This is a genomic window from Actinoplanes sp. NPDC026619 (genome assembly GCF_040638295.1).
Lineage (GTDB): Bacteria > Actinomycetota > Actinomycetes > Mycobacteriales > Micromonosporaceae > Actinoplanes.
Window position 1 is genome coordinate 512738 of sequence record NZ_JBEZYA010000001.1, and the last position, 14482, is coordinate 527219.

Annotated in this window: 12 protein-coding genes; 8 read left to right on the forward strand and 4 right to left on the reverse strand. The window is 69.2% G+C overall.

All coding sequences use genetic code 11. The features are described 5' to 3' along the window. Nucleotide 1: 1 nt before the first annotated feature. The 3 genes from AB0E90_RS02550 to AB0E90_RS02560 form a co-directional block, all read right to left on the reverse strand. On the reverse strand, nt 2-1111 hold the full coding sequence (locus tag AB0E90_RS02550; protein WP_360398184.1) for an acyltransferase: 1110 nt from the start codon (nt 1109-1111) through the stop codon (nt 2-4). An 88-nt stretch (nt 1112-1199) separates the two neighbouring features. Beyond that, a complete protein-coding gene (locus AB0E90_RS02555; protein WP_360398186.1) occupies nt 1200-3326 on the reverse strand; it encodes a 3-hydroxyacyl-CoA dehydrogenase NAD-binding domain-containing protein in 2127 nt (708 codons plus the stop codon). Further along, nucleotides 3323-4540 (reverse strand): acetyl-CoA C-acetyltransferase, encoded by a 1218-nt coding sequence (locus tag AB0E90_RS02560; protein ID WP_360398188.1) that lies wholly within the window; start codon nt 4538-4540, stop codon nt 3323-3325. The genes AB0E90_RS02555 and AB0E90_RS02560 overlap by 4 nt, the downstream gene beginning before the upstream one ends. A gap of 127 nt (nt 4541-4667) precedes the next feature. On the opposite strand from AB0E90_RS02560, the gene AB0E90_RS02565 reads away from it, so the two are divergent. The 5 genes from AB0E90_RS02565 to AB0E90_RS02585 all read left to right on the forward strand — a co-directional run bounded on the left by AB0E90_RS02565 (nt 4668) and on the right by AB0E90_RS02585 (nt 11147). Beyond that, nucleotides 4668-5864 (forward strand): TetR/AcrR family transcriptional regulator, encoded by a 1197-nt coding sequence (locus AB0E90_RS02565; RefSeq protein ID WP_360398190.1) that lies wholly within the window; start codon nt 4668-4670, stop codon nt 5862-5864. A gap of 98 nt (nt 5865-5962) precedes the next feature. After that, nucleotides 5963-6775, forward strand: coding sequence for an oxygenase MpaB family protein (locus AB0E90_RS02570; protein WP_360398192.1), 813 nt, complete (start codon nt 5963-5965; stop codon nt 6773-6775). Nucleotides 6776-6788: 13 nt separating this feature from the next. Continuing rightward, a complete protein-coding gene (locus tag AB0E90_RS02575; RefSeq protein WP_360398194.1) occupies nt 6789-8582 on the forward strand; it encodes an AMP-dependent synthetase/ligase in 1794 nt (597 codons plus the stop codon). 259 nt (nt 8583-8841) lie between these two features. Further along, nucleotides 8842-9447: a DUF6230 family protein gene (locus AB0E90_RS02580; RefSeq protein ID WP_360398196.1), complete on the forward strand. Its 606-nt coding sequence runs from the start codon at nt 8842-8844 to the stop codon at nt 9445-9447. Continuing rightward, nucleotides 9438-11147, forward strand: coding sequence for a DUF6114 domain-containing protein (locus tag AB0E90_RS02585; protein WP_360398198.1), 1710 nt, complete (start codon nt 9438-9440; stop codon nt 11145-11147). The genes AB0E90_RS02580 and AB0E90_RS02585 overlap by 10 nt, the downstream gene beginning before the upstream one ends. Nucleotides 11148-11219: 72 nt before the next feature. On the opposite strand, the gene AB0E90_RS02590 is transcribed toward AB0E90_RS02585, so the two are convergent. After that, complete coding sequence (locus AB0E90_RS02590) at nt 11220-11834, reverse strand: hypothetical protein (protein WP_360398200.1); 615 nt, start codon at nt 11832-11834, stop codon at nt 11220-11222. A gap of 565 nt (nt 11835-12399) precedes the next feature. On the opposite strand from AB0E90_RS02590, the gene AB0E90_RS02595 reads away from it, so the two are divergent. From AB0E90_RS02595 to AB0E90_RS02605, 3 genes are all read left to right on the forward strand, one after another. After that, complete coding sequence (locus tag AB0E90_RS02595) at nt 12400-13260, forward strand: helix-turn-helix transcriptional regulator (RefSeq protein ID WP_360398202.1); 861 nt, start codon at nt 12400-12402, stop codon at nt 13258-13260. 129 nt (nt 13261-13389) lie between these two features. Then, complete coding sequence (locus AB0E90_RS02600) at nt 13390-13779, forward strand: hypothetical protein (RefSeq protein WP_360398203.1); 390 nt, start codon at nt 13390-13392, stop codon at nt 13777-13779. A gap of 476 nt (nt 13780-14255) precedes the next feature. Then, on the forward strand, nt 14256-14462 hold the full coding sequence (locus AB0E90_RS02605) for a DUF397 domain-containing protein (RefSeq protein WP_360399417.1): 207 nt from the start codon (nt 14256-14258) through the stop codon (nt 14460-14462). Nucleotides 14463-14482 lie beyond the last annotated feature (20 nt).

A 14482-nucleotide genomic window follows, 5' to 3' on the forward strand; every position in this document is an offset into this window, starting at 1 on the left:
CTTATGCCGCCGGGACCCGGACGCGTTTCGGCGCCGGCAGGTCGTCGGCGCGGGCGGCCGCGATGCTGCGGGTGAGCGCGGAACGCATCAGCGGCATCAGCGGCCGCTCGACATAGCGGTGCACCAGCCACGCCATCCCGCCGAGCACGACGATGGCGGCCGGGATCAGCAGCCACGCCGGCGCTGCCGTGAGGTGGTAGCCGGTGCGGACCAGGGCGTACCCGACACGCTGGTGCAGCAGGTAGAACGGGTAGGTCAGCGAGCCGGCGACGGTGAGCCACCGCCAGCGGATCCGGTCGGCGTGGCCGTGCGCGATCGCCAGCATGACCGCGAAGAACACCGACACCAGCAGGTAGCCGGGCCAGGTCGGCACCTCGAAGCCCGGGTGGACGCTGCCGAGCCGCTCGCCGAGCCGGTCCATCGAGACCAGCCACGACATCCCGACGATGCCGTAGAGCAGCGGCGTCGCCCCGAACCGGTGGATCAGATACATCGCCATCCCGGCGACGAAGTAGCACGCGTAGTCGGGAATCGCGACAAGGTCCACGAACGGCAGCTTCCAGGCGGGCGCGAGCACGGCCACGGTCAGCCAGACCGAACAGAACAGGACCACGCGGCGGTACGTCGTGCCGGCCCACACGACCAGCGCGAACAGCAGGTAGAACCGCAGTTCGACGAAGAGCGTCCAGTACACGGTGTCGACCGACGACACCCCGAGCGGCTCCTGCAGCATGGTCAGGTTGATCGCCACCCCGGGCAGGTCGGGCAGCTCGCCGACCGGCACCCCGCCGCTGATCGGCAGCGCCAGCACGACCAGCACGGTGATGGCGATGCACACCCAGTAGGCCGGGTACAGCCGGCTGACCCGGGACACGAAGTACCCGCCGAGCGGCCGGTCCCAGGCGCTCATGCAGATGACGAACCCGCTGATCAGGAAGAACAGCTCCACCCCGAGGAAGCCGTAGATCACCACGTGCGACCCGGTCGGCAGGAAGAAGTCGGGCGGGCGCACGCCGTCGAGCCGCCACGAGGCGCCGAGGTGGAACACGGCGACGGCGACCGCCGCGAGCAGCCTCAGCCCGTCGAGAGCCGCCAACCGAGGAGTGGACATGCGGGGCACGGTAGGTGCTGACCGCAATCGATGCAGCCCCGGGTGATGCCGGCCGGCACGAACAGGCGAGCCGGCATCACCCGCAGTGTCAGTCGAACTGCGTTCCGTCAGCGGCTTTCGCCAGCAGCAGCGGTGGCGGGGTGAAGCGGTCGCCGTAGCGGTCGGCCAGTTCGCGGGCGCGGGCGGCGAACGCGGGCAGGCCGCCCGGGTAGCCGTTGATGTACTGCAGGACACCGCCGGTCCAGCCCGGGTAGCCGATGCCGAGGATGGAGCCGATGTTCGCCTCGGCGACCGAGGTCAGCACGCCCTCGTCGAGGCACTTCACCGATTCCAGTGCCTCGATGAACAGCAGCCGCTCCTTGAGGTCCTCGAACGGCACCCGGGCGTCGGGACGCGCGTAGGCCGACAGTCCGGGCCAGAGGCGGGTGCGCTTTCCCTCGGCGTACTCGTAGAAACCGGCGCCGGAGGATCGGCCCGGCCGGTCGAATTCGTCGATCATGCGGTCGATCACCGCGTCGGCGGGATGCGGGGTCCAGTCGTCGCCGGCGGCGGCCCGGGTCTCCTCGCGGATCTTGCGCGGCAGGGTGAGGGTGAGCTCGTCCATCAGGGCGAGGACCGGCGCGGGATAACCGGCCTGGCTGGAGGCCTGCTCGATGCTGGCCGGCGGCACCCCCTCGGCGAGCATCGCGATGCCCTCGTTGGTGAACGTGCCGATCACCCGGCTGGTGAAGAAGCCGCGGCTGTCGTTGACCACGATCGGCGTCTTGCGCAGCCGCCGCACCACGTCGAGGGCGCGGCGGCGGGTCTCGTCGCTGGTCTTGGCGCCCGGGATGACCTCGACCAGCGGCATCTTGTCGACCGGCGAGAAGAAGTGCAGGCCGATGAAGTCGGCCTGGCGGCGCACCCCGTCGGCGAGCAGCGTGATCGGCAGGGTGGAGGTGTTGGAGCAGAGCAGCGCGTGCGGCGCGACGACGTCCTCGATCTCGGCGAACACCTTGTGCTTGAGCCCGGCGTCCTCGAAGACCGCCTCGATCACCAGGTCGGCGCCGGCAAGATCGGACACCTCGGCCGTCGGCCGGATCCGATCAAGAAGCTCGCGCCCCTTGCGCTCGGTGATCTTGCCGCGGGCAACGTCCTTGGTCACGAGCTTTTCGCTGTACGCCCGGCCGCGCGCCGCCCCTTCCACGGTCACGTCGCGCAGCACAACATCAAGACCGGACCGAGCGCAGACGTACGCGATGGCCGCCCCCATCATTCCCGCGCCGAGCACCGCGACCTTGTGGACCGGCGGGACGGCCCCCACGTCCCGCCGGTTGACCTCGTTGAGGTCGTAGAAGAACGCCTTGATCATGTTCTTCGTGGTCTGGCCGGTGGCCAGGTCGGCGAAGTACCGGCTCTCGATGACGAACGCGGTGTCCACATCGACCTGCGCGCCCTCGACCGCGGCGCACAGGATGTTGCGGGGGGCCGGATAGGGGGCGCCTTTGAGCTGCTTGCGCAGGTTGGCCGGGAAGGCCGGCAGTTGCGCGGCCAGCGCGGGCGTCGCGGGCGAACCGCCGGGGATCTGGTAGCCGGGGCGGTCCCACGGCTGCGCGGCGTCCGGATTCGCCGCGATCCACTCGCGGGCGGCGGCCAGCAGCTCGTCCGGCGACGCGACCACCTGGTCGATCAGGCCGAGTTCGAGCGCGGCGGCCACCCGGTGGCGGGTGCCGCGCAGCAGCACCTGGGTGAGCGCGGGGATCAGGCCGAGCAGCCGGACGGTGCGGACCACTCCCCCGCCGGCCGGCAGCAGCCCGAGCGTGACCTCGGGGCAGCCGACCTCGAGCTTCGGGTGGTCGAGGGCGATCCGGCGGTGGCAGGCCAGCGCCAGTTCGAGGCCGCCGCCGAGCGCGGAGCCGTTGAGCGCGGCCACCACCGGCCGGCCGAGCGTCTCCAGCCGGCGCAGCTGCGCCTTGATCCGGTTGGACTGGTCGAACGCCTGCTGCGCCTGGTCGGGGCCGATCTGCCGGAGCGCGTCGAGGTCGCCGCCGGCGAACCAGGAGCTCTTCGCGGACGTGAGGATCACTCCGGTGATCTGGTCGCGCTCGGCTTCGAGGCGGGTGAGGGTCGCGTCCATACTCTCGACGTACGCCTGGTTCATGGTGTTGGCGCCGCGCGCCGGGTCGTCGAGGGTGAGCGTGACGATGCCGTCGGCCGACCGGTCAAAGTTGATCATGAGAGTCTCTCGATCACCGTGGCGAGGCCCATGCCGCCGCCGATGCAGAGGGTGGCCAGGCCGTAGCGGCCGCCCCGCCGGTCCAACTCGTCGACGAGGGTGCCGAGGATCATCGCGCCGGTGGCGCCGAGCGGGTGGCCCATCGCGATCGCGCCGCCGTTGACGTTGACGATGTCCGGGTCGAGCTTCATGTCGTCGATGTAGTGCAGCACCACGGCCGCGAACGCCTCGTTGATCTCGACCAGGTCGAGGTCGTCGACGGTCAGGCCGGCCTTGGTCAGCGCCTTGCGGCTGGCCGGCGCGGGGCCGGTCAGCATGATGGTCGGGTCGGCGCCGCTGACCGCGGTGGCCACGATCCGGGCGCGCGGGGTGAGCCCGTTGCGCACGCCGGCGTCGGCCGAGCCGATCACGCAGAGGGCCGCGCCGTCGACGATGCCGGAGGAGTTGCCGGCGTGGTGGACGTGCTCGATCCGCTCGACCCAGTGGTATTTCTGCAGCGCCACCGCGTCGAAGCCGCCCTGGTCGCCGACCTTGGCGAAGGACGGCGGGAGCGCGGCGAGCGAGGCCACCGTGGTCTCCGCGCGGATGTGCTCGTCGCGGTCGAGCACCAGCAGGCCGTTGCGGTCGCGGACCGGCACGACCGAGTCGTCGAACCAGCCGTTGGCCCAGGCGGCCGCGGCCCGCTGCTGCGAGCGCACCGCCCACGCGTCGACGTCGGCGCGCGAATAGCCGTCCATCGTGGCGATCAGGTCGGCGCCGACGCCCTGCGGGACGAAACCGGTGGTCAGGTTGGTCTCCGGGTCGAGCGCCCAGGCTCCGCCGTCGGAGCCCATCGGCACCCGCGACATCGACTCGACGCCGCCGGCCAGCACGAGGTCCTCCCAGCCGGAGCGGACCTTCATCGCGGCGATGTTGACCGCCTCGAGCCCGGAGGCGCAGAAACGGTTGAGCTGCACGCCGGCCACCGTGTCGGGCAGCCCTGCGGCGATCGCCGCGGTCCGGGCGATGTCGGCGCCCTGCTCGCCGATCGGGGAGACGACGCCGAGCACCACGTCGTCGATCTCGGCCGGGTCGAGGCCGGGCCGGCGCCGGCGCAGCTCGTCGATCAGCCCCACGACCAGCGAGACCGGCTTCGTGCCGTGCAACGAGCCGGTCCGCTTGCCCCTCCCCCGGGGTGTGCGCAGGGCGTCGTACAGGAACGCCTCGGTTGCCACAGCTACTCTCCCATCGCCTCAGCGGTGCGAATCTTCGTTAACTTTTTCGTGTGTTTCGCCTTCATGTCAAGCAAATCAAACAACGTCACAAACGAATCATGAATAACCGGAGGGGTACGCTGTCGCGGTGCGCAGCTCAACCGTCGACGTGCCCGGCAGCCGGAAACGCCCCAAGGACCGCAAGGCCCAGATCGCTCAGGTCGCGGCCGAGCTGTTCTGCGCGCGCGGTTACCACGGCGTCGGGCTCGAGGAGATCGCCGCGACGGTCGGCATCAGCGCCCCGGCGGTCTACCGCCACTTCGAGAACAAGTACGCGATCCTCGTCCACGCTACGCGCAGCCTCGTCGCCACGACACTGATCGCCACCCGTCCGCTGCCCGCGGAAGATCCGTGGATCGTGGTCAGCGAGATGGTCGAGGCACTCGCGCACGTGGCGGTCGAGCACCGCAAGACCGCCGGCCTCTACCAGTGGGAGTGGCGCTATCTGACGCCGGAGCACCGCGCCGAGTTCCGCACCGACCTCGGCGTCCTGCTGCAGCGCATGGTCACGGCGCTGTCCGCGGCCCGCCCGGAGCTGTCGCCGGCCGACGCCGGCGCGCTGGCACGAGCCACGTTCAGCGTGATCGGCAGCATCAGCACCCACCGCGCCCCGATCCCGAAAGGCCGCGCCGAGGATATCCTGCAGGCGGCCGCTTTCCAGGTGCTGCGCGGAGAGCCGCCCACCCCACTCGCCCCGCTGCCCGAGCAGCCGCGGCCGCGGAAGCTGCAGGTCGGTTCGCGCCGGGAGGTCCTGCTCGCCGAGTCGATCACGCTGTTCCGCCGGCACGGCTACCACGCCGTCAGCATCGAGGACATCGGCCGGGCCGCGGGCATCAACGCGTCCAGCGTCTACCGCTACTTCCCCGGCAAGGCCGACATCCTCGCCGCCGCGTTCCATCGCGCTTCGGAGCGGGTCACCGAGGCCACCGCCGCGGCTCTCACCGGAGCCAAGAACAACACCGACGCGCTCCACCGCATGATCGAGTCGTATGTGGACCTGACCTTCGAGCGCAGCGACCTGGTGTCGGTCTACCTGGCGGAGAACAACAACCTGCCCGAGTCCGATCGGCACGAGTTGCGCAAGGCGCAACGGCTGCACGTCGAGGAGTGGGTGCGGCTCGTCGGCGCGACGCGCCCGGTCACGCCCCCGGAGGCGCGGGTGTTCGTGCACGCTGCCATCAACGTGGTCACCGACCTGAGCCGCTGGGTGCACTTCGACCGGCGCACCGCCATGGACCACCACCTGGTGCGCCTCATGCACACCGTCATCGGCCCGGTAAGTTAATCCGAGTTCGCCAAATACACCTGGCAGATACTGCGGAAAATCGCGTCATGAGCGCGAGACTGTTCCCAACAAGTTAATCGTCGTTTACGTTCTTCGGCATGGATGACGGCCTGTTCGACGACGCCGCGGTCATCCGGCGGGTGGCCCGCGAAGGGCTCCTCCTCGCCGGTGGCGGTCGGGCGACGCTGCTGCAGGTCGCACACCCCGGGGTCGCCCAGGGGGTGTACGACCACAGCAACTTCGCCGAGCGCCCACTCGACCGCCTGCGCACCACGATGAGCTACGTCTACGGGGTGCTGTTCGGCACCCGCGAGGAGGCGCGGACGATCAGCCGCGCCGTCGCCGCGATGCACCGCAAGGTCACCGGCCCCGGCTACTACGCCGACGACCCCGACCTGCAGGTCTGGGTCAACGCCACGCTCTACGACACCGCCGTGGTGCTCTACCAGAAGGTGCTGCGCCCACTGACCGGCGCCGAGCTCGACGACTGCTACCGGCAGTACAGCGTGCTCGCCACCTCGATCGGCTGCCCCGAGGAAGCCTGGCCGGCCGACCGGGCCGCGTTCGACACCTACTGGGCCCACATGACCGGCACGCTGCGGGTCAGCCCCGAGGGCAAGGCGATCGGCGACGCCCTGCTGTGGCCGAAGAACCTGCCGCTCGCCCTGCGCCCCGGCATCCCGGTCAACCGATTCACCACGATCGGCCTGCTGCCCGCCCCGATCCGGGCCGGCTACGGCTACTCCTGGTCACCGCGGCAGCAGCGAATCCTCGACGGAAGCTTCCGCGCCTCCGCCGTCGTCTACCCCCACCTGCCGCTGAAGCTGCGGGCGGGTTTCAAGGACTACTACCTCAAAGATCTCCGCAAGCGATTCGCCCGGCGCCGCAACCCGCTCGCGGCCGACGGCTGAAGGAGGACGACCGATGGACTCTTCCGTCGCCCGGCGGTGCGCCGACACCGCCCGCGGGCTGACCGTTCCCGTTCTGCTGCACCGCAACGCGACCGAATTCGGTGACCGGCCCGCGCTCAGCGTCCTCGGCCGCGAGGGCACCCTCACCTGGCGGCAACTGCGCGACCGGGTGGCCGCGCTGTCCCACGGCCTCGCCGAGCTGGGCCTGACCTCCGGCGACCGCATGCTGATCATGATGTCCGGCCGGCCCGAGCACTGGCTCGCCGACCTCGCCGCCGTGCACCTGGGCGCGGTGCCGTCCACGGTGTACGCCACCCTCTCCACCGAACAGCTGGGCTACCTCGCCCGGCACAGCGGGGCGAAGATCGTCGTGGTCGAGGACGATTCCGCCCGTACACAATGGGAAGCGATCGTCGCCGACCTGGCGCAACCACCGCAGATCCTGGTCGTCGGCGGCTCGCTCGCCGAGGCCGAGACACGCGGCCGCGCCGCGCACGAGGCCGACCCTGAGGCATTCGAGAAAACCTGGCGAGAGGTCCGCGCGGACCAGCCCGTCACCCTGCTCTACACCTCCGGCACCACCGGGGATCCGAAAGGTGTCGTGCTCACCCACGGCAACGTGATCTACCAGTCGGTCGTGCTCGAAGCCACCGTGGCCACCCCCGACCACGCCCCGTCGCTGGCCTACCTGCCGCTCGCGCACATCGCCGAACGGATGCTCGGCATCTACAACCCGATCTACCGGGCCGGGCACGTCACCATCTGCCCCGACCCGACGATGCTGGTCGCCGGGCTGGTCACCGTACGGCCGGTGTCGTTCTTCGGGGTGCCCCGCATCTGGGAAAAGATGGTCGCCGGCATCCAGGGCCGGCTCGCCGCGGCCGACCCGCAGGTGCGCGGCGCCGTCGAGATGGCGAGCGCGGTCGCCCTCGAGGTCTACCAGCTGCGCGGCGCCGAACAGCCCGTGCCCACTTCATTGCAGATCAAGCACGCGACCCTGGATGCTCAGGTGCTGCGGCCGCTGCGCGCCAAACTCGGCCTCGACAACCTGCAGTGGGCCGGCAGCGGCGCCGCCCCGATCCCGGTCGACATCCTGCTCTACCTGGCCGGCATCGGCGTCGACGTGCTCGAGGTCTGGGGCATGACCGAAACCACCGGCACCGCGACGATCAACACCCCCGACCACTTCCGTACGGGCACGGTCGGCCGCGTCAACCCGGGCATGGAGATCAAGCTCGCCGAGGACGGCGAAATCCTGGTCCGCGGCCCTCTGGTCGCCGCCGGATACCTCACCCCCGACGGCAAGGTCGCCCCGATCGTCGACGCCGACGGCTGGCTCGCCACCGGCGACGTCGGCACCATCGACGCCGACGACTACCTGACGATCACCGACCGCAAGAAAGAACTGATCATCAACTCCAGCGGGAAGAACATCTCCCCCGCCCAGATCGAAAACCTCCTGCGCGCCAACCCGCTGATCGCCCAGGCCGTAGCCATCGGCGACCGCCGGCCGTACGTGACCGCCCTGATCGTCCTCGACTTCGAATACCTGCCGGCCTGGGCCGCCACCAGGGGCCTGGTCACCACCACCCCCGACCTGGCCACCCATCCCGACCTGCTCGCCGAGGTCAGCGCGGCCGTCGAGGCCGCCAACGCCAAACTCGCCCGCCCCGAACAGGTCAAGTCCTTCCGCGTCCTGCCCACCGCCTGGACCCCGGAAACCGGCGAACTGACCCCCACCCTGAAACTGCGCCGCCGCGTCGTCCAGGAGCGCTACGCCGACACCATCGGCTCGCTCTACACCTGACGCTCCTCACCGACCGTCGCGCGCCTGACCGCCACCGGCGTGACCTCGCAGGCCTTGATCGCCGCACGCCCTGGTCGCCTCGCGCCTTGATCGCCTCGCGCCTTGATCGCCTCGCGCCTTGATCGCCTCGCGCCTTGATCGCCTCGCGCCTTGATCGCCGCACGCCTTGATCGCCGCACGCCTTGATCGCCGCACGCCTTGATCGCCGCACGCCTTGATCGCCGCACGCCTTGATCGCCTCGTCGCTTAGGAGCAAGTCATGCCTTCCATCGAAGGTCGCACCCACTGGGGTCGCTCGGCTGTCCTGCTCATCCCTGCCCTGGTCGCCCTCGGCGGCCTCACCGTCGCGATCGCCGAGGGCGCGCTGGCCGCGTCGTTCGGCGTCTCCGGGCAGTCCTTCAAGGTCAAGGCCGCGCACGTGAAGGGCACCGACGTCGCGGCCTACCTGGACACTGCGGCCAGCGTCGACGGCAAGCACCACCCGGTCATGCTGGCCGGCGTCGGAAAGGCCACCATGCGCGACGTCTGCACCTCGGCCGTCGTCACCGTTCCGGTGGTCGGGAAGATCTCGCTCAAGGTGATCGGCGGCAAGACCGAGCCGATCACCGGCACCAACGTGGTCGCCGACGCCGAGGCCCTGCTCGGCGGCAACGGCGTCGTCACCGACGTGGAAGCAGGCCGGGACGCCTCCACCCTCGACCGGGTGCCCGGCGTGGTCGGCGAAAAGGGTCGTTTCGGGATACAGGCCAGTTCCCTGACCACCGAGGACGTGCGCAGCACCGCATGGTCGGCGAACGGCGGCACGATCAAGCTCTCCGGCGGCCTCGACGTCAGCGTCACGGCCGGCGTCCACGAATGCTTCTAGACGTGTTCTCCGAGCTGACGGCCCGGCTGGACGAACGGTTACCCGCCCGCCGCCCACGCCGGGCCTTCCGCCACTGGCGCCGAACCCGCCCGTTCTGGGGCGGCGCCGCCACCATCGCCGGCGGCGTGACCATCCTGATGGTCCCGCTGGCCCCACTCCCCATCATGATCCACGTAGGCACGGCCGCCATCTCCGGCCTGGCGATCGGCTTCATCCTGTTAGCGGCCGGCCTGTTCTTCTGGTTCGCCCCGGCCCAACGAGCCTTCGTGGCCGTGGTGAGCACCATCTGCGCCCTGGTCTCGGTCGTCACCAGCAACTTCGGCGGCCTGGGCTTCGGCGCCCTGGAGGCCTTGCTCGGCGCAGCAATGGCCTTCGGCTGGAAGCCAGCCCCGCCCGCCCGGCTGGAGGACTCTCCGGATCCCGAGCAACCAGACCCGCTCAACCCCGCCGACCCTCCGAACCCGGCAACCTCCTGGATAGCGGAACCTCATCGGGCAGTCGAGGCCCCAATTTCAAGGGAACGGGCGTCGCTCCGACCCGACCACCCCGCCGAGCCCTCCGGCCCTGCGGACCAACCCACCGGGCCACCTCGCCGAGCCGAACCACCCCGGCACGGCGCACCTTCCACCGCCCAAACCGACCCGCAGCAGGCCACCACGGATCGGGCCGGCACGGATCGGGCCGAGGTCATGGGGCCGGCGAAGGTTCCGACGTGGCCGGCCTGGTCAGGGTGGTTTCGGCGGGCCAACGCGTTTGTGCTGATCCCGGTCGTGCTGGCCGCCGTGGCGGTGCCGGCCCGGGCTGAGGCACGGGCTCAGGCGCCGGAAACCGTGCCGACCTGCGTTCCGGTGCCGGGCGCGACCCGTCCCTGGTGGGTCCCGGAATGGCTCTGGTTGATCTGTCCCAACCCGTCGGCCACCCCGTCGCCCACCGCGAGCGGGCCGGTTCCGCCCAGCCCGACGCCAAACCCGACCGGACCGAGTCCGACGTCGGCCCCGACCCCAGACCCGACCGGCTCGGGGCCGGAGGGGTCCAGCCCGAGCGGTCCCGGAGCTGGTGGCGCCGGCGACACGGCGAACGGACCGCCCGGCTCCGGCGAGGGCGGACCTTCGGGCGCAAGCGGAACCCCGGGGCCCGGCGCGAGCGGCCCCGCGCTCCCCTCCGGGACGCCGACTCCGGGTGTCTCGCCCAGCGCCGTCGCGATGACGCCGCCGCCGGCCATGGCGAACCCGGGCCGGATCACCGAGATCAGGTACGGACCGAACGTGCCCGAGGTGGCCGCGGACCGCCTGCTGGCGACCGGCTTCTCGTTCAAAGGCACGGTCGACATGCCTACCGTCGGCGGCGGCAGCGTCAAGGCGCTCGTCTTCCACGCCGACAACCTGAAGGCCGACAACTACCGGATCGGCACCACCGACCCGGGCTCGAAGCTCACCCTCGGCATCGACCTGGACATCGACGACGTCGACATCTACGCGACCTACCTCGGTGGCCTGATCACGGTCCCCTACCTGAACGTCCCACTGCTCGACATCACGATCGGCGCCGGCCTGATCCCCACCTGGCTGCCGCTGAACATCAGTCTGCCGCTCTTCTCCGGCGACAAGATCAAGGCCGGCCAGGTCTTCATCCGGGCCGGCACGGTACGCGGCAGCGACCTTTCCGCGGACGTCAGCTCCGGAGCCTTGCGAAGCTCCTGACGCCCGCCACAGGCGCGGATGCTTCACCGCAGACCGCAACGCTCAAGCGGGCCCTGATGCGAGCGCGGGTCGTCAGCGCAGACCGCCATGCCCGACGGGGGCGCCGGCGCGAGCGCGGTCGACGACGATCTGGGCGGGCCGATCATGGCCCCTGACGGTGGCACCGGACGGGCCGATCGACAGGCCCATGCCCGGTTGGTAGGCGATCGTCGTCCGGTTGGGCCACCGCAGTTTGCCGGGTTCGCGAGCGAAGTCCTTCAGGTAGCCGCACCAGACCTCGGCCGCGAGCGGCGAGACCGCGACCACCGTGCCGTCGTCGCGGCGGCGGATCTGCACGACGGCACGACCGTAACCGTCCGGATAAATCGCGTAGACCGCCTGGGCGACGTGTTTGCGGTCGGGGCTGGTCTTCGCCGGCCCGCGGCAGCGGTAGCGCAGGCCGGCGGCGAGCACGTGAGCGCGGGCTCGGTCCCGCGCGGACTGAACCCAGCCACGGTCACAGCCCAGCCGGGTGGCGGCCGCGTGCACGGTCTCGAGAGCCAGTTCCGCGCGGGCCTGCGGGGTCAGCTCGGCGACTCCGGTCGGCAACAGGACCACGCCTGACTCGAAGCCTTCGGTCTCCTCCGGGAACACCGTGACAAGGGCATCGTCGCGTTCGCCCTCGTGACCCAGACCGAAGTTGATCATGGCATGGGATACCGTGCGCAAGGCATCCTAGGATCCTGGCCTGATAGAGGTTCGGATCGACGTCAGCGATGCGAATGGAACATGCACGGTCGAGCAGGCCAGCCCGGACCTGACGATTAGGTCGCAGAACGGGACGGCACTCGCGGCGCGCGAGTCGACCGAGGCGGGACCTCGGCGCTCCGGGTCAATTCCGGAACCGCGGGAAATGAGTACATTCTCTGCCCCGGTGTCGTGTCTCTCGTCGTAACCACGCGCTGCCCAAGAGGACAAGCGCCGAGACCGACCTTCGACGATCACGGCCCCGACCAGAAGGCCAGCCTACCTGCGACTACGCCGCTTGCAGTCTGCTATGTAGCTACCAGCCGTAGCGCGGTCAGCGGTACAGCAAGATCTATTGGTTCCTAGTCAGCTTACATGCAGGCTCCCGCATGGACGGACCAGGATGCAGGTACCGATCTGCTACATAGCTAACGGGATGGTACCGTCAGCCATGTAGCAACTGGATATCGTCGAGGAGATCTTGATAATGGCCGAAAGTCCAGACCCGGCAGTCCTGCGTCGCCGGTTGCAGATCGAGCTGAGAAAATCTCGAGAAGCGACCAGGCGGTCGCAAAAGGAGGTCGCGGACGCGCTGGCCTGGTCCCCTTCCAAACTGCTCCGCATCGAGAACGGCGCCGTCGGGATCACTGTCACCGACCTGCGAGCGCTGCTTGATCACTACGGCGTTCGTGATCGAAAGCGCGTGGAGGAGCTGACGAAGCTTGCGCAAGCCTCCCGGAGGCTCAACACCGCCACCTATGGCAGTTCCGTCCCCCAGAGCACAATCAAGTTTTGGAACCTTCGCACTTCGGCCGTCCGGGTCCGACAATTCGAGACCCTCCTCATTCCCGGGCTGTTGCAGACGGAGGAATACGCGCGCGAGGTCATCACGGCCTACTCAACGCCGGACCTGTCGCCAGAGGACATCGATGACAGGGTCGCCGCCCGCATGGACCAGAAGGGCCTCCTCGACCGAGAGGAACGACCCGAGCTCTATTTCATGATCGACGAGGCTGCGCTTCGACGCTGGGTCGGCGGGCGCGAAGTTATGCGCAACCAGGTTGAACAGCTCAAGAAGGAGGCCGAACGGCCAGGTCTGACCATTCAGATCCTGCCCTTCGACCTCGGTGTTCACGGTGGCATCCGAGGCCCGTTCCAGATCCTCGAGTTCGCCGAGGGGACGGACTACGTGTTGTATCTGGACGACGCGTCGGGCGGCATCGCCTCTCGCGACATGGAGGCGGAAACCGAGCGCTACCTAACCCTCTTCTGGGATCTCGAAAACATCGCAACGAAGCAATGGGAGCTCAACGAGTTCCTCGATCGCGTACTGGCTGATCTGCACACGAAGCCGGCCGACGAGAACGGGGAGCCGGCCACTACCTGATTACAGCGGCGCCGCGGGCATCAGGGAAGCCCGCTTAACCACCGGAGACGCCATGAGATCGACGCTCACGGATCACTGGGCTGCCCCCTCGTGCATTCGTGTGCGTCGATTGCGTAAGGGACGGCCGTGATGGTCGCCCGCAAACCCGCCGAGCCAAATCCAGACAGATCAGAGCTGATCGGGTTGATCCGATGGGTACTCAGCAGCTGGTCACGCGTATGGCGGGTCGCCGTCCTGGTCATCACTCCGATCGTGGCGATCCTGATCTTCGCCGGCGTTGCGGCGACAGTGATCTTCTACCTCAAAGTCAACCCGCAGCGATGGGGCGCGGTAGCGGGGCTCGGCGTCATCACAGCCGGCGCGGCAAAGGCAATCTACTTAGTACGCGGTTGGCTGGACCGCCGCCGCACGTCAGCGGCCCCGGAGGGACTGCCAACGGGATCTCAGGAGATCACTGGCGCCGAGGGCACCGCCGGCGCCACCGGCGACAACCAGGGAGACGACAATCTGGGTAAGTAGCGCCGCATCTGAATCGCGCGAAAAAATCGCACTTGCGGCCTTCCCGCACCCTAGCGCCAGAATCCCGGCCAGGAAGGCGCAGACGCTCAGCGCGGGCCACCCTAGCGATCTTCGTGAAGTCGCAGCTTCACGCTGTCCGGCCACGATGCGACACCTCCGCAGACGCCGTGTGCTTCCTGGCTTCCTCCCCGACGACAGCCCGGCTGCCCAGCCGTGAATTTGCCTCGACCATAACGGCTACTCGGCAGTAGCGGACGTACCTGCAGACTATCCGACGGAACGCTGTCACCGGGCCGAGTGTCGGCCTTGAACGCTGAACTAGTAGATCGACCAGTAGCTATCTAGACTGGCGGTGTACGAGAGATCACTAAAGGTGAGATCGATGATCTACCTTGCCGTGGCAGCAGGTGAGGCGTAGGCGCGAGCCAAAGATGGCTACCGCCCAAAGCGCGTACGCCTCGATCAAGGAGGCGAATGTGACGGGTACTGGCCAGAGCGCTGAAGCCCGCTGGTTCAAAAGCCACAGGAGCGGTGGTGGGGACTGCGTGGAGGTGGCCTTCGTCGGCGACGACGTCTGGGTTAGAGATTCAAAGGACCCCTATGGCCCGGTTCTGACTTTCTGCCAGCAATCCTGGCGGGCCTTTCTCACCGAACTCCCCGATATTCCACCGTCAACCACCTAGCAACCGAGGTCCCCGACGTT